15 protein-coding genes and 1 pseudogene are annotated in these 14,446 nt (G+C 65.4%); 4 read left to right on the forward strand and 12 right to left on the reverse strand.

Annotated features, from left to right (window positions below; translation table 11 throughout):
- Positions 1 to 2: 2 nt before the first annotated feature.
- The 12 genes from AC3WOS_RS19405 to AC3WOS_RS19460 all read right to left on the reverse strand — a co-directional run bounded on the left by AC3WOS_RS19405 (position 3) and on the right by AC3WOS_RS19460 (position 9,767).
- Positions 3 to 503: a hypothetical protein gene (locus tag AC3WOS_RS19405; protein ID WP_492717695.1), complete on the reverse strand. Its 501-nt coding sequence runs from the start codon at positions 501 to 503 to the stop codon at positions 3 to 5.
- Positions 488 to 1,306 carry a type II secretion system protein M gene (locus AC3WOS_RS19410; protein WP_492717697.1) on the reverse strand — a complete coding sequence of 273 codons (819 nt, stop codon included), beginning with the start codon at positions 1,304 to 1,306 and terminating at the stop codon, positions 488 to 490. Before AC3WOS_RS19410 ends, AC3WOS_RS19405 begins: the two co-directional genes overlap by 16 nt.
- Entirely contained in the window at positions 1,303 to 2,010 is a 708-nt protein-coding gene (locus tag AC3WOS_RS19415) for a hypothetical protein (RefSeq protein WP_492717699.1), read from the reverse strand. Before AC3WOS_RS19415 ends, AC3WOS_RS19410 begins: the two co-directional genes overlap by 4 nt.
- Entirely contained in the window at positions 2,007 to 2,951 is a 945-nt protein-coding gene (locus AC3WOS_RS19420; protein ID WP_492717701.1) for an agglutinin biogenesis protein MshI, read from the reverse strand. Before AC3WOS_RS19420 ends, AC3WOS_RS19415 begins: the two co-directional genes overlap by 4 nt.
- Before the next feature lie 134 nt (positions 2,952 to 3,085).
- Positions 3,086 to 3,568, reverse strand: coding sequence for a pilus assembly PilX family protein (locus tag AC3WOS_RS19425; protein ID WP_492717703.1), 483 nt, complete (start codon positions 3,566 to 3,568; stop codon positions 3,086 to 3,088).
- Positions 3,565 to 4,446 (reverse strand): prepilin-type N-terminal cleavage/methylation domain-containing protein, encoded by an 882-nt coding sequence (locus tag AC3WOS_RS19430; protein ID WP_492717705.1) that lies wholly within the window; start codon positions 4,444 to 4,446, stop codon positions 3,565 to 3,567. The genes AC3WOS_RS19425 and AC3WOS_RS19430 overlap by 4 nt, the downstream gene beginning before the upstream one ends.
- Positions 4,446 to 5,066 carry a type IV pilus modification PilV family protein gene (locus AC3WOS_RS19435; RefSeq protein WP_492717707.1) on the reverse strand — a complete coding sequence of 207 codons (621 nt, stop codon included), beginning with the start codon at positions 5,064 to 5,066 and terminating at the stop codon, positions 4,446 to 4,448. The genes AC3WOS_RS19430 and AC3WOS_RS19435 overlap by 1 nt, the downstream gene beginning before the upstream one ends.
- Positions 5,056 to 5,673, reverse strand: coding sequence for a pilus assembly FimT family protein (locus AC3WOS_RS19440; protein ID WP_492717709.1), 618 nt, complete (start codon positions 5,671 to 5,673; stop codon positions 5,056 to 5,058). The genes AC3WOS_RS19435 and AC3WOS_RS19440 overlap by 11 nt, the downstream gene beginning before the upstream one ends.
- Before the next feature lie 27 nt (positions 5,674 to 5,700).
- On the reverse strand, positions 5,701 to 6,231 hold the full coding sequence (locus AC3WOS_RS19445; protein WP_492717711.1) for a type II secretion system protein: 531 nt from the start codon (positions 6,229 to 6,231) through the stop codon (positions 5,701 to 5,703).
- Between the two features lie 71 nt (positions 6,232 to 6,302).
- Positions 6,303 to 6,830, reverse strand: coding sequence for a type II secretion system protein (locus tag AC3WOS_RS19450; RefSeq protein WP_492717713.1), 528 nt, complete (start codon positions 6,828 to 6,830; stop codon positions 6,303 to 6,305).
- The gene (locus AC3WOS_RS19455) at positions 6,827 to 8,062 is read right to left on the reverse strand and encodes a type II secretion system F family protein (RefSeq protein WP_492717715.1); all 1,236 of its coding nucleotides are present in this window, start codon (positions 8,060 to 8,062) and stop codon (positions 6,827 to 6,829) included. The genes AC3WOS_RS19450 and AC3WOS_RS19455 overlap by 4 nt, the downstream gene beginning before the upstream one ends.
- 1 nt (position 8,063) lies before the next feature.
- Positions 8,064 to 9,767: a GspE/PulE family protein gene (locus AC3WOS_RS19460; protein ID WP_492717717.1), complete on the reverse strand. Its 1,704-nt coding sequence runs from the start codon at positions 9,765 to 9,767 to the stop codon at positions 8,064 to 8,066.
- Positions 9,768 to 9,999: 232 nt separating this feature from the next.
- Here AC3WOS_RS19460 and AC3WOS_RS19465 point away from each other — a divergent pair, with 232 nt between their 5' ends.
- The 4 genes and pseudogenes from AC3WOS_RS19465 to AC3WOS_RS19480 all read left to right on the forward strand — a co-directional run.
- Entirely contained in the window at positions 10,000 to 10,716 is a 717-nt protein-coding gene (locus AC3WOS_RS19465; protein WP_492717719.1) for an ABC transporter ATP-binding protein, read from the forward strand.
- A 10-nt stretch (positions 10,717 to 10,726) separates the two neighbouring features.
- Positions 10,727 to 11,716 (forward strand): ExeA family protein, encoded by a 990-nt coding sequence (locus AC3WOS_RS19470; protein ID WP_492717721.1) that lies wholly within the window; start codon positions 10,727 to 10,729, stop codon positions 11,714 to 11,716.
- A gap of 91 nt (positions 11,717 to 11,807) precedes the next feature.
- The gene (gene mshL / locus AC3WOS_RS19475) at positions 11,808 to 13,730 is read left to right on the forward strand and encodes a pilus (MSHA type) biogenesis protein MshL (RefSeq protein ID WP_492717722.1); all 1,923 of its coding nucleotides are present in this window, start codon (positions 11,808 to 11,810) and stop codon (positions 13,728 to 13,730) included.
- Positions 13,727 to 14,446, forward strand: a pseudogene (locus AC3WOS_RS19480) (tetratricopeptide repeat protein); the annotation flags it as partial. The gene mshL and the pseudogene AC3WOS_RS19480, both read left to right, overlap by 4 nt.

A 14,446-nucleotide genomic window follows, 5' to 3' on the forward strand; every position in this document is an offset into this window, starting at 1 on the left:
AGTCAATCTCGGTCATCATTCGCTGGCTGTTTGGTCGGGTGCCGCAGGTCGGCCTGACGCGCTTTCGTCGGGCGCGGCATCTCCGCCTGGTCCGCCTTGTCCTGCGTATGGGTCTGCGTACGGGTCTGCGTACCGGTCTGCGTACGGTCCTGCGCACTGTCGGGGTACAGCGTCAGCACCTGGGTCTGGCCGCCACGCCGCAGCACCGCGTGGTTCTTGTCGACCTTGACCAGCAAGGCGCCGTCCACCTTCTCGCCGCGCCGCACGGTCTGGCCGTCGATCACGGCCACTTGCCGGCCGTTGCTGCCCACCAGCACCGATTGCAGTTGCGGCCCCTTGCTCACGGGCGCAGGCGCCATGCCCTGTACCTGCCGGGCCTCCGGCGGCGGCATGGTGGGGTCGGCCAGCACCTGGGCACGTACGGGCAGTGCCGCCAGCAAGGCTGCCGCCAGGCCCCACCGGGCGAGGCGCGCCAAGGACGGGCGCATCACAATGTCATCCATTTCGTATCCAGGCTCAGGGTGTACAAGGTCAGGGTCAGGCGTGAATCGGGATACTGGCCGGCGTCCAGCCTGGCCTTGCCCCAGAACAGCTGGTTAGGCAAGGCTTGCAGTGCATCCATGTACTGGATCATGTCGAGATAGCTCCCTTGCAGTACGATTTCCACCCCATGGCGGTACAGCAGTTCGCGCGGCTTGGGCAAGGCCGGCGGAGAAGCTGCCGCGCCGCCCGGTTGTGCCGTAGCGCCGCCAACGGAAGCGGCGGGTGCGGCGGCAGCACCGACAGGCGCAGCACCGGTCGCGGCAGGTCCGGCCACGACGGACAGCGACGGCCCGGAAGCCGCCCCTTGCCCCAGTCCGCCGCCATCCAGCCTGGACTCGCTCAGTCCGCTCACCGGCAAGGTCTTCATGGAAAGCAGGCGCAGTTTGCCATTGCCGCGCAGGATATGTTCCAGCAGCGGCGCCACCTTTTCCGGCGCCACCAGGCCCTTCTGCATGTTCTGCAAGGCAGCGCCGCCGTCGATGATCTGCTTTTGCAGCGCCGCCAGATGCACGCGGGCCTCCGCATCGGGATCGACGACGAAGGCGGCCGCCATCTGCGCGATCTCGCGGTCGATGCCGGTGATCTGGTTCTGCTGCTGGTGTATCTGCGACAGCAACACCTTCTGCCGCGCCAGCAGCGGCTCCAGCACCATGGTATAAGCGAGGAAAACAATGCTGGCGGCAACGGCCGCGAACACCATCCCCCGCTCGCGCAAGGTCATGGCATCGAGGCGGGTACACAGCCGGGTCCATAATTGCTTCATTTGGCGGCCTCCGGCATGGCCGATTGCAAACTGAATTCCACATAGGGCGACATGGCCCCCGCCTGGCCGCCAGCCGGGGCCGCAGTACCTGAACCGGAACCGGCCACCGGCACTGGCGCCGGCGCACCGGCGCCGCCCCCGGCCGCCGCCGCAGCGCCCGGCCGTGCGATCTGCAGGCTGGCAAAGGTGCGGCCATGCATGATCTTTTCCGTCGTCAGGCGCGCGATGTAGTTGGGGATCAGCGTCGGCTGCATGGCCTTGCCTTGCAGCCCGATGCCATTGCCGGCACCGTCTATCGTCAGTCCCGTCAGCCACAGGCCGTTCACGTTCTGGCGCGCAAAGGCGCGGAAATATTCCGCATAGCCGCTGCGGTCGCCCAGCGCGCCGCTGCGCAGCACGCCTTCCACTTCATGCAGGGCCAGCAGCCGCGCATCCGCCTCGGCGATGCCGGCGGCCACGGCCGCGCTTTTCGGACGGGGCGCGAACTGTGCCACGGCCTTGGTCAACATCACTTCGCGCGCGGCCAGCACGGCCTTGCCAGCGGCGGCGCTGCGCTCGAGCTGGCCGACCTTGTAGGAGGCGTACCACGTCAACGCGACCGTGCCGGCCAGGATCAGGGCCAATGACTCAAGCATGGGAACGGCGCCGAACACCTTCTTCTGTTTCAGGAAGATGGGGTTGAACAGGTTGATCTGCTGGCTCACAGGGCCACCTCCTCAAAGCGCAGGGCGGCGCCCAGCGTCAGGAAGAAGCGCTGCTGTTGGGCCGCATCCTGCAATTCCGGCGTCTTGCCCAGGTCGAACACGTCACCCAGCTCCATCGCCTCGACCGGCATGTACAGGTTGCTGGCCAGATGCTCATGCAAGCCCTCCGCCCCGGTGGGCGCCAGCAGCAGCTTGGAGACGCTCACATAGTTGTACTGGCGGTCGAAATGGTCAAGCGAGCGTTGCAGTTCCAGCGTGATCTTGTCGAAGCAGGCGTGCTGCTTGTCCGTATCCGGTTCCAGCAGCTGCGGCAAGGTCACCTCGATCCGGCGCGCCAGGTACAGCTCGCCCTTGAAGGTAATGGTCAGCAGGCCGCCGTCGTCATGGAAGGACAGCATCGCCAGCCCGCGCCCGGGCGCTTCCAGCACGGCGGAAATATTCCGCTGCGCCATTTCGGGAATATCGATCACGGTCAACGGGATTTTCGCCGCGCTGAACAGCTCCTGGCACGACTGGATCAGGCTGTTGCGGGCGGCAATGGCAAACATGGAGTGGCCGCGCGAGGCACCGGCAGTGTCGATGGGAATGTCGAGCACGTCGATGGTGGCGTCGTCGATATGGAAATCGAGCATATCCTTCAGGCGCCAGCGCACGGCCGTTTTCAATTCCTCCGGCGGGACGTTGGGCGCTTCCACCGTCAGCAACTGGTACTCGCCGCCGCCCAGCAAGGTACCGCACTGCATGCGGCCCGCGTGCAATTCGCGCCCTGCCCGCTCCAGCACTTCGGCCGAACGGCTGGGCTGGGCGGGAAAGAATGCCGCCACCTCCACCGTCGCCTTGCCATCGCGCACACGCTTGACGCTGCCCGCGCAAATGCCGTCGCTGAGGAAAGACAGCGTCAGCCAGCCATCATTTTTTTTTGCTTTAGAAAAGAAACCCATGCCGGCAATCTATGTGTTTAGCAAGCCGCAGAATGCACGCGCTAATTGTTTGATTATATTCAAGTCACATGGAAAAATTGGGAGATTGTTGCATTCCATCCCCAAAAACATCCGCTTTTTGACGCTGGCTACCATTAAAGCTGCGCCTCCACCACGCGCTGAGCGTAATCGGGCCCCTTGCTCGCGTTGGGACAACCGCTGGCACCCGGCTCGTTGCAGGCCGTGGCCCGTATCCAGAAGTGTTCGACCCCACCCGCCAAGCCCGCGTTGGCGCCGCAGGTGATCGTCACGCTGAAGGCCGACAGGGTGGTATTGGCTGGAAAGGTAAAGGTGTAATCCAAGCCTGCCGCCTTGGGGCAGCCGAGGCTGGCGGATGGTCCGGCACCGGCGCCGCTGCGCAAGGCCCGCCACAATGCCCATTCCATGCCGGCCCGCGCCGCCTGGTAGGCCCGCGCGCCCTGCTGGTCCTGGGTGGCGCTGGCCTGCTGCGACGTTACCACCGACACGATGGCCACGCCCAGTCCGGCCAGCGCCACCAGCAAGAAAATGGCCGTGACGATGCCGATGCCGGCCGCCCGCCGCATGGCCCGGATGCGCGGATAGTTTGGATGGATCAAGGTGTGTTCTCCACGCTGGCCTGGTGCGCCAGCGTCACCGTTTCCGTGCTGTCGGCGCGGCCCACGATCAGGGTGATCCCGACCAGCCCGCTATGCACGTTCTGCAGCTCGGTGTACGAGAAATTGCAGCCGGCCACGTTGCTGGCCAGGATGGCGTGCTGGATGGTCTGCCCCGGCGGATCGGCCATGGTGGCCGGATCGGTCTGGCTGGCATTGAATTGATAGTTCCAGTAACGGGTCAGCTGCATGCCGCCGCCGGCCGGCGCGCAGCGGAACGTGACGGGCTGCGTGGCCACGCTGAAGCGCTGCGTGGGCGATGTGTTCGGGATGCCATTGCTGGGGTTGGCGAAAGGGTTGGTTTTCAACGTCACCACATTGGCCGGCGGCGTGACACTCACTTGCGCGCGGTTGCTGCCGGCGTAGGCGTCGGCCGTCACGTAATCCTGGCCCAGGTTATAGACCACGATATAGTCGTCGGCCACGATGTTGTACGGGAAGGCCGGCATCTCGCCCACCACGGTAAAGCTCAGCTTGGACGGGTCCTGGAAATCGAGCGCCGGGCCGCCCGCGTTGTCGTCCACCGACAAGTAAGTGCCGGCCGCCTTGGTGGGGATGAATTCCAGCAGCACCACGCTGCCCGTCACCAGCACGCGCACGCTGTTGGGCAAGGCGCTGTGCAGTTCGCGCGTGATCCGGCGCAGTGCCAGGTCGGCCACGTCGCTCATTTCGGCGCGGCCTGCCGCGTCCACATAATTCTGCACGGGACGGCGGATGAACAGCACCATCACCCCGGCCAGGATGCTCGTGATCACCATGACGACGATCATTTCCACCAGCGTAAAGCCGCGCGGGCGCGATGTGGGGAGGCGGATCATCATCAGTCTATCGTCCTCGGCGCATAGCGCGTGCGATAGCCGTCCAGCGTCACCTTGCCGTTGCCATAGTCGATGTCGATGGTGATGTGCAGCGCCTCCATCCCGGTCGGGCCGGCGCCGGCCGCCACCGCCATGCCGGCCGGGCCCAGCGTGGCCGGTTCCATGAGAACCGTGGCCTTGAAGCCGGTCAGCGGCGTGCCCGCGCCGCCCATCGGCTGGCCGGCCGCGTCGGCCAGCACACCGCCGCTCAGGAACGATTCCTGGGGCACGCCGGACGCGGTCACGTAATCGTTGACGTTGTTGTAGGGGCGCGTTTCGCCTGCTTCCGGGCCAAAGTCTTCCACCGTGGTGGCGCAGCCGGTCGCGCCGACGGTGGCGCTGGTGGCGGTGGCAGCGTTGGCATCGGACGGGTCGCAGAAGGTGAAGCGGGCTTGCTGCACCTCCTCCATCAGCGCCTCGGCCAGCAGCAGCGCCTGCTTGCGGCGGGCCGGCTCGGCGCTGGCCTTGGTCGACAAATTCAGCAACTGCAACACGGTGACGGCGGCCACGCCCATGATGACCATGAACATCACCAGTTCGATCAGGCTCAGGCCCCGCTGCCGGATGGGTGGCTTAGTGGACATAACCCGTTTCCGCTTCCACCGTAACGTTGACGGTGGTGGCGCCGGCGCCGAACGTAACGGTCAGCGGCGTGGTGAAGGTGGATGCCGTTCCCAGCGGATTGGTGGCGTCGGCCGCGTTGTAGGGGCGTCCCATGGCGTCGAAGAAGAACATGCCGTTCGCGCCCACTTCGGCGGCGCGGTTGCTGGCCACGGTGAGGCCGTCCGGTTTGCCTTCGCACATCCAGGTCGAGACGTAGCTGCCGCCGGTCTGGCACTGGACCTTGGTGACGGTCGTGCCGCTGTTGTTGCCCGCCGGCGCAGTCACGAGATTGCCCGCCGCGCACGCGGGCTGCGTGCACAGGGCAAAACGGTCGCCGGTGGCGCTGACATAGATGGGGCGGTTCTGGGCAATGGCCAGCTTTTGCCCGTAGCGGATGACGGCCTTGGCCTGGTCGGCAAACTCGCGCGCCTGGATCGGGCCGTTGTCGAAGAATCGGGCGACGGCGACGGCACCCAGGATGCCCATCACCACCAGCACCGTGATCAGTTCAACGATGGTGAAGCCGGCGGTGGCCCGGCGCTGTCCGGCGCAAGCGCCTGTCCAGGGCCGGGTGTGAGCAGGCAGCACAATGAACGGGCAGCCGCAGGCTGGCGATTATTGGCAACCGGTGTCGGTCTTCACAATCACGGCAGGCGTAGTGGCATTCGTCGCCTGTTTATACGAAACGAAGCAAGTCAACGCAGCAGCAGTACCAGCAAGCCCTTTAGGAACGATAACAAAACCATTGGCCGGGATGGGTGGAACGTTGCCGGAAGCGGCCACGTCGCTTGCGGTTTGATTATCCGTCATCGTGTAATCGGCAGTCGTCAGGCCGGCGGCGGCCGCCGTCGTCGCATTCTTGCCTTCCGGGTACCCGAAGACAATGGGGATTGTAATTCCTTCGTTCGTCACACTGGTGTCAGACGGCTTCAGCAAGGACTGCCCATGCACCATCGCCACTTCCGTCGCCAGCGCGCCTTGCGCCGCACTCAGCGCCGCCTTGCGGGCATCGCCGCCCAGGCTGGCAAATTTCGGCAAGGCCGTCGCCGCCAAAATGCCCAGGATAACGATCACGACGATCAGTTCGATCAGGGTGAAACCAGCCTGTGCCGATTGACGAACGGTGTACTTTGCTTGCTTATTCATTCACTTCTCCAAATCGCCATACAAATCAGAATGTTCACAAGGAACCGTGCGCGGCAGCGGGTTAGGCGGCGCTAGTCATTCACTTGCTCAAAGGTCACACCTGCAGTTTCAGATGCTCCTGACGGCTTGGCGACATTTGTGGGCAAGCGCAACAATTTTACCTTGAATTTCAAGGGTTTCATGGGAGCATTTCTAAAACTTTCGCGATTATTTAACAAATAAATCAATGTCTTGTCATGTCGCTCAAAGTACCAGTTGCCATGCGGCAATTCCGCCTCGTTGGGCAGGAAATATTCGCCCAGATAATTGGCCGGTTTGCGGTCCAATAACGCGACCGGATTCTGCTCCGCCAGCGCGGCCAAATCTACGCCACGCCCCGGCAATTGCGCCTGCGACGTCTTGACTTCCAGTGCGGTGCGGATATCGGCCACCACCTGCTGCACCGCGACCATCTCCGCCTGATCCTGATAAAACGCCACCCGTTCCAGCAGCACGCCGGCCAGGATGGCCAGGATGGCCACCGCCACGGCGAACTCGAAGCGGCTGGCGCCGCCCTGCCGCCACCGTTGCATGCGCCCCACAGGCGGCAGTGTCTTCATTTGTGCAAGGCGACCTTGCCCAGATCCCAGATCGGCAGGAAGATGCCCAGCGCCAGCACCAGCACCAGCGCGCCAAGGAAGGTGATGAGGATGGGTTCGATCTGGGCCGACAGCGTCTTCAATTCATAATCGACTTCGCGCTCGTACATCTGCGCGATCTCGTCCATCAGGTCGTCCAGCGAACCCGTCTCCTCGCCCACGGCGATCATCTGCAGCACCACGGGCGTGAATACGCCGGCCGCCGCCGCCGTGCGCAGGATGCTGTCGCCGCGCTCGACGCCGTCGCGCATCTGCTCCACGCGCGCCGCCAGATAGGCGTTGTCCACCGTCTGCGCCACCACCGTCAAGCCCTGCACGATGGGCACGCCGCTACGGGCCGACAGCGCAAAGCTGCGGGCAAAGCGGGCCATGGTGCCCTTGAGGATGATCTTGCCGGCCACCGGCACCCGCAGCTTGAACTTGTCCCACTGGTAGCGCCCCTTGGCCGTAGCGATCCATGAACGGAAGCCGAAAGCGGCGCCCACCACGGCTGCCAGCAGCAGCGGCCAGTAGTGCACCGTGAAGTTGGAACTGCCGATCAGGATGCGCGTCATCAGCGGCAATTCGGCGTGGAACGACTCGAATACCTTGATGAAGGCGGGAATGACGAAAATGTTTACGATCGTCATGGCCGCCACCATGGCCACCACCACGAAGGTCGGGTAGCGCATGGCCGTCTTGACCCGCTCACGCATGTCGCGGTCGAATTCCATGTGGTCGAACAGGCGCAGGAACACTTCCTCCAGCCGGCCCGTCATTTCCCCCACCCGCACCATGGACAGGTAGAACGGCGAAAACACGGTGGGATGGCGGCGCATGGCGGCCGACAGCTCGCGGCCCGAATCGAGCGATTCGCGCATGTCCTTGATGACGCGCCCGAACGCCTTGCTGACGGCCGATTCCTGCAAGCCGGCCAGCCCGCGCATGATGGGCACGCCGGCCTTGAGCAGCGTGTACAGCTGGCGGCTGAACAGCTGCACATCCATCGGCGTCACCTTCTTTTCCAGCAGCTTGAGCCACCAGGCGTCGCCGTTCTCGCCCGCCGCGGCGGCCTTTTTTGTGACGCTGATGTCGATCGGCGTCACGCCCGTATTGAACAGCTGGTCGGCCACGGCGCCGCTGTCGGCGCCCTCCAGCACGCCCTGCATCAGCTCGCCGCGCGCGTTGCGGCCCTTATAGGCATAAAGCGGCACGTCAATCCTCGAACTGGTTGCTGATGCGCATGGCTTCGGCCACCGTGGTGCGGCCCTGCACCACCAGCTGCACGGCGTGGCGGCGCAGGGTGTTGCCGGCCATCTGGGCCGCGGCCGCTTTCATGAAGGCGGCCGCGTCGTGGTGATTGGCCGCATCCACCACGGCACTCGTCATTTCCAGCAGCTCATAGACGCCGGTGCGGCCCCGGTAGCCCATGCCGTTGCAGTGCGAGCAGCCCTTGCCATGGAAATAGTGGCCGGCGCCCGTCTGCTCGCCCAGCTCCAGGCGCAGCCATTCCGTCTCCGTGGGGCTGGGCTGGTAGGGCGTGGTGCAGCTTTCGCAGATCACCCGCACCAGGCGCTGGGCCAGCACGGCCTGCAGCGAACTGCCCACCATGTAGCGCGGCACGCCCATGTCCATCAGGCGCAGCGGGGTGCCCAGCGCGTCGTTGGTGTGCAGGGTGGACAGCACCAGGTGGCCCGTCATGGCGGCCCGCAGGCCAATCTGGGCCGTTTCCTGGTCGCGCATCTCACCCACCAGCACGATGTCCGGGTCCTGGCGCAGGGCCGAGCGCAGCACGCGGGCGAAGCTGAGGTCGATCTTGTCGTTGACCTGCACCTGGTTGATGCCGCGCAGCCGGTATTCGATCGGGTCTTCCACCGTGATCAGCTTCTTTTCCACGGAGTTGAGCTCGGCCAGCGCGCAGTACAGGGTGGTGGTCTTGCCGCTGCCGGTGGGGCCCGTCACCAGCACCAGGCCGTTGGGGCGCTGAATGATGGCGCGGAACTTGTCGAGGATGGGCTTGGGCATGCCGATCGCGTCCAGCCGCAAGGTGGTGCCGGCCTGGTTGAGCAAACGCATCACCACCGATTCGCCGTACTGGGTCGGCATGGTGGAGATACGCACGTCGATGCGCTGCTGCTTGACGCGCACGGCGAAGCGGCCATCCTGCGGCAGCCGCTTTTCGGAAATGTCGAGGTCGGACATCAGCTTGAGGCGCAGCGCCAGCGAGGGCGCGATCTTGATGTCGGCCTCGGTCTGCAGATGCAGCACGCCGTCGATGCGGAAGCGGATCTGCAGCCGCCCTTCCTGCGGCTCGATGTGGATGTCGGACGCGCCCACCTGGGCCGCATCGTCGAACACCGATTGCAGCAGCTTGACGATGGGCGCTTCTTCCAGGTTGGGGTTGACGGCCAGCGCCCCGAAGTCCACCGACACGTCGCCCAGGTCCTGCTCCAGCTCGCGCGCCAGGTCCGTGATGTCGTCCGTGCGGCGGTAGATGCGGTCGATGGCGGCCAGCACTTCCGTCTCGTTGACCACGGCCAGCTGCACCGTCTTCTTGACGATGCGGGAAATCTCATCGTAGGCGAACAGGTCGGTCGGGTCCGACATGCCCACCAGCAGCGACGCGCCCCGGTCCTCCAGGGTCAGCGCGCGGAAGCGGCGGGCCTGGGTTTCCGGCAGCAGCCGCACCACCTCGGGGTTGATGTTATAGAACTTCAGGTTCAGGTAGGGAATGTCGAGCTGGCGGGCCAGGGCGCCGGCGATCTGCTCTTCCGTCACATAGCCGCTCTCGATGAACAGGCGGCCCAGCTTGCGCCCGCTGCGCTTCTGTTCGGCCAGGGCCAGCCCCAGCTGCTCTTCCGACAGCAGCTTTTGCTGCACCAGGATTTCCCCCAGTCGGACTTTTTCCGGCCTCGCCATGCACACTCCTCAAGTTCGATCTGTACTCGCCACCCGCGCCGGAACGGCCGGCGCCGCGCTGCGGCCATTCTAGTCCAGAAACTTATCCTTGCCAGCAATCTTCCATTCGCTAAATCATTATCGTCGCCAGAAAGCCGCTTCATAGGGGAATTTCATGTTTTCACTAGCAAAATGCCCGGGGAATGCGCTACAGTGTGGGTCGCTTCCCACTTGCGCGCTCAGACCGCTAGACATGACCGTACCCGCACTGCGATTCCACCAACTTGCCAAGCGCTATGACAGCACCAGCGTACTGCAAGGCGTGGATCTGGAAGTGCGGGCCGGCGAATGCCTGGCCCTGGTGGGGGTGAACGGGGCCGGCAAGACCAGCCTGATGAAATGCCTGCTCGATTTTTGTGCGCTCGACGGCGGCACCATCGAAATTTTCGGGCGCGACCACCGCCAGCCGGCCGCCCGCGCGCCGCTCGGGTTTCTGCCCGAACGTTTCACCCCGCCCTATTACCTGACGGGGGCGGACTTTATACAGTACATCCTGACCCTGCAGGGGCATGCGGTCGAACCGGCCGCCGTCACCGGCATGGCGCAGGCGCTGGACCTGGAGGTATCGGCCTTGAAACGCACCGTGCGCAGCTACTCCAAGGGCATGACCCAGAAACTGGGCCTGGCGGCCTGCCTGCTCGCGCCCAAGGCCCTGTACGTGCTCGACGAACCGACCAGCGGGCTCGACCCCAAGGCGCGGGCCCTGCTCAAGGCCCAGCTGCAAGCGCGGCGGGCCGCCGGCAGCACCCTGTTCTTCACTTCCCACCTGCTGGCCGACGTGGACGAGCTGTGCGACCGCATGGCCATCCTGCACGCTGGCCGCATCCGCTTTGCCGGCACCCCGGCCGAGTGCCGCGCCCGCTACCAGGCCGACAGCCTGGAGCAGGCTTTCCTGCGCTGCATCGCCTGAGGTCGTCATCATGTACCGCTCCCACTTCGGTCTGCACGAATCGCCGTTCGGCATCACGCCCAACCCGGCCTTCTTTTATGCCGGCAACACGCGCGGCGAAATCCTGCAGGCACTGTTGTATGTCGTGACCCACGGCGAAGGCATCATCAAGGTCACGGGCGAAGTGGGCAGCGGCAAGACCATGCTGTGCCGCATGCTGGAAAGCCAGCTGCCGCCCCATATCGAAGTGATCTACCTGGTCAACCCCAGCCTGTCGCCGCTGGAAGCGCTGTTCGCCATCGCCAGCGAACTGGGGCTGCAGCCGACCGGCAAGCGCGGCGACGAAGTGCTGCGCGAACTGCACGCGGACCTGATCGCCAAGCACAGCGCCGGCAAGCAGGTGGTGTTGCTGGTGGAGGAGGCGCAAGCCATGCCGCTGGCCACGCTGGAAGAGATCCGCCTGCTGACCAACCTGGAGACGGCCCGCAACAAGCTGCTGCAGATCGTGCTGTTCGGCCAGCCGGAACTGGACGAGCACCTGGACCTGGCCAGCATGCGCCAATTAAAAGAGCGCATCACCCACAGCTTCGAGGTGCCGGCCATGGCGCCCGAACTGGTGCCGGAATTCCTCGACTTCCGGCTGCGCGCGGCCGGCTACGCGGGCCCACCCCTGTTCAGCCACAAGGCGGCGCTGCGCATCGCCAGCGCCTCGCGCGGTATCGTGCGGCGCATCAACATCCTGGCCGACAAGGCCCTGCTGGCCGCCTACGCCAGCGACGCGGAACGGGTGGAGGTGGCCCACGTCCACAATGCGATACAAGATTCGTCATTCAAAAGCAAAAACAGTATCGTTTCACACGCCACGACGGCGCTCTCGCTCATCATCGTTCTGCTGCTGGCCGGCATCGCCTGGCTGCTGTGGCGCCCGCCCGTGCCGCCCCCGGCCCGCGCACCGGCGACGGCGGCGGCCCAGAGCGCACCGCGGACGGCCACCGCCACCGTCAAATATTTGCCGAAATGAAACGTAACGGTTGCTGGACAAGGTAAATTGTAAGATCATGTCGACTAGAATTCCAAAAGTACAACATTCAGCACAAGGGGCGGACAACGCAATGAACAACCACGTTTCTCCCTTGATGGCGGCCCTGTGCGGCATGCTGCTGGCCGGTTGCGCCAGCGCGCCCATGCCCGATTCGCCCAGCCATATCCAGGAAGCGCCCCGCGCGGCCGGCGCCATCCCCGAGCCGGTGCAGGAAAGCGTCAACCTGCAGCCGCCCAAGCCGGCCGCCAAGGTGGAAACCTACAGCGTGACCGTGCACAAGGTGCCGGTGCAGTCGCTGCTGTTCGCGCTGGCGCGCGACGCCGGCCTGAACGTGGACATCCACCCCGGCATCGAAGGCACGGTCACGCTCAACGCGCTGGACCAGACCATGCCCCAGCTGCTGAGCCGCATCGCCAAGCAGGTCGACATGCGTTACGAAATCGACGGCAACAACCTGGTGGTACAGCCCGACACCCCCGTCTGGCGCAACTACAAGGTCGACTACGTCAACATCGCCCGCAGCACCAGCAGCAGCGTCAACATCGCCACCCAGATCTCGACCACGGGCGGCGGCTCGTCCAGCAACGTCAACACGGGTTCGACCAACAGCCCCGGCAACATCAACAGCAGCAACAACGGCGGTTCGGGCAACAACAATTCGACCACGGCCGTCAACAACCGCTCGGACAACAATTTCTGGTACACGCTGGAAAAGAACATCCGCGACATGCTGCGCCCGTCCAACCTGTACGACAATCCGATCGACCCGCTGGCCGCCTTCCACGAACAGCCCGCCAACGCGGCCGCGCAAAGCCAGGCCATGGCGGCCCAGCAGCAACAGCAGCAGGCCGGCCAGGGCAACCAGATGACGCCGGCCATCTACGCGCCGCCGGGCGCGGGCGCCTACGCCCCCAACCCGGCCGCCCAGCAGCAGGCACAGTTGCAGCTGCAGGAAAAGCAGACGGCCATCAAGAACCAGGCTTCCGTCATCACCAACATCGAAGGCGGCCTGATCGCCGTGCGCGCCACCAGCCGCCAGCATGAGAAGATCCAGGAATTCCTCGACATCGTGCTGGGCGCGGCCAAGCGCCAGGTGCTGATCGAGGCCACCATCATCGAAGTGCGGCTGGGCGACCAGTACCAGCAGGGCATCAACTGGAGCAGCCTGGGCAAGGGCGGCCTCAAGCTGACCCAGGGCCAGGTGGGCAACGCCAACCTGCCGTCGGACGTCAATCCGGGCACCTCGCCCGGCGTGTTCGTGCTCAACTACGCCAACCCCACTTCGCGCCTGGGCAATATCGCCACCACCATCCAGCTGCTGGAAACGTTCGGCAAAGTCAAAGTGCTGTCCAGTCCCAAGATCAGCGTGCTCAACAACCAGACCGCCCTGCTCAAGGTGGTCGACAACAACGTCTTCTTTACCATCAAGGTGACGCCGGCCGTGCTGGGCACCAACGGCTCCATCAGCACCCCGGCCACCTATGAGTCGCGGCTCGAGACGGTGCCGGTCGGCTTCGTCATGAGCGTCACGCCGCAGATTTCCGACAGCGACGAAGTGACGCTCAACGTGCGCCCCACCATCACCCGCATCGTCGGCTATGTGCAGGACCCCAATCCGGCGCTGGCGGCCGGCCAGGTGGTGAGCAAGGTGCCCGTGATCCAGGCCCGCGAGCTGGAATCGATCATGAAAGTGGCCAGCGGCCAGGTGGCCGTGATGGGCGGCCTGATGCAAGATTCGGTCGACAACACCAAGGACGGCGTGCCGGGCCTGAGCGCCCTGCCCGTGGTGGGCAACCTGTTCTCCTACCGTAACGAAAACAATGTCAAGACGGAGCTGGTCATCTTCATGCGGCCGGTGGTGGTCAAGGACGCCAGCATCAACGGCGACTTCAAGGATTACCGCTACCTGCTGCCCAACCAGGACTCGACGGTCCCCGCGGCCCCGGCCGCCCGCGCCGCCCCGGTCGCACCTTTGAAGGCGGATGGATCATGAGCCTGCTGATGCAAGCGCTGAAAAAAGCCGAGCGCGCCAAACAGAACAGCATTGCGGAAACGGAACTGGAAAAGCCATCCGAAGCGTTCGACGAGCTGCTGGCCCTCACGCCCCTGGAAAAAACGGCCCCGCCCGCCGGTGCCGGCCAGGAATTCATGCTGGACCTGGAGCCGCTGGACGGCCCGGCCGCGCCCGCTGGCGCCGCGCCCGGCCAGTCCATGGCCGCGCCGCCGGCGCCGCCCGAGCCAGCGCTGGAACCGCTGTCGTTCGACACGCAGCCGGCCATCCCCAGCCTGACCGTGGCCGACGAGGCGATCCACGACCCCGTGCCGCCCCAGGCCCGCCACCAGGAACATACGCGGCCGGCGCCCCCGCCGGCCGCGCAAGCGGCGGCCCAGGCGGCCCAGTCCGCCCAACACGACAGCCGTTCCCGCGCCGGCGCCAAACCGGAAGCGCCGCGCGGGGCCGCCCGCGCACGCGCCGCCGCCTCGGCCATGGCGGGCGAGCCGGCCGGACTCGATCCGGCCAAGCTGCGGCTGGCGGTGCTAAGCGGCATCGCGGTGCTGATCGCCGCCGTGTTCGGCTACATCTACTGGCAAGCGACGTCGGCGCCCGGCCCCGGCGCCCGCCTGCCCATGGTGCCCATGCCGCCGCCCGGCGCCGCCAGTTCCGCGCCGGCCCCGCTGGTGGTGGCCCCGCCCCCCGCCCGCGCCCGC

This window comes from Rugamonas sp. FW305-51, from assembly GCF_058786935.1.

Bases quoted from the DNA above. Each gene is read 5' to 3' on its own strand.
- AC3WOS_RS19410 (WP_492717697.1), bottom strand. From the start codon at position 1,306: ATGAAGCAATTATGGACCCGGCTGTGTACCCGCCTCGATGCCATGACC.
- AC3WOS_RS19430 (WP_492717705.1), bottom strand. From the start codon at position 4,446: ATGATGATCCGCCTCCCCACATCGCGCCCGCGCGGCTTTACGCTGGTG.
- AC3WOS_RS19405 (WP_492717695.1), bottom strand. From the start codon at position 503: ATGGATGACATTGTGATGCGCCCGTCCTTGGCGCGCCTCGCCCGGTGG.
- AC3WOS_RS19470 (WP_492717721.1), top strand. From the start codon at position 10,727: ATGTACCGCTCCCACTTCGGTCTGCACGAATCGCCGTTCGGCATCACG.
- AC3WOS_RS19445 (WP_492717711.1), bottom strand. From the start codon at position 6,231: ATGAATAAGCAAGCAAAGTACACCGTTCGTCAATCGGCACAGGCTGGT.
- mshL (WP_492717722.1), top strand. From the start codon at position 11,808: ATGAACAACCACGTTTCTCCCTTGATGGCGGCCCTGTGCGGCATGCTG.
- AC3WOS_RS19435 (WP_492717707.1), bottom strand. From the start codon at position 5,066: ATGTCCACTAAGCCACCCATCCGGCAGCGGGGCCTGAGCCTGATCGAA.
- AC3WOS_RS19465 (WP_492717719.1), top strand. From the start codon at position 10,000: ATGACCGTACCCGCACTGCGATTCCACCAACTTGCCAAGCGCTATGAC.
- AC3WOS_RS19460 (WP_492717717.1), bottom strand. From the start codon at position 9,767: ATGGCGAGGCCGGAAAAAGTCCGACTGGGGGAAATCCTGGTGCAGCAA.
- AC3WOS_RS19420 (WP_492717701.1), bottom strand. From the start codon at position 2,951: ATGGGTTTCTTTTCTAAAGCAAAAAAAAATGATGGCTGGCTGACGCTG.
- AC3WOS_RS19450 (WP_492717713.1), bottom strand. From the start codon at position 6,830: ATGAAGACACTGCCGCCTGTGGGGCGCATGCAACGGTGGCGGCAGGGC.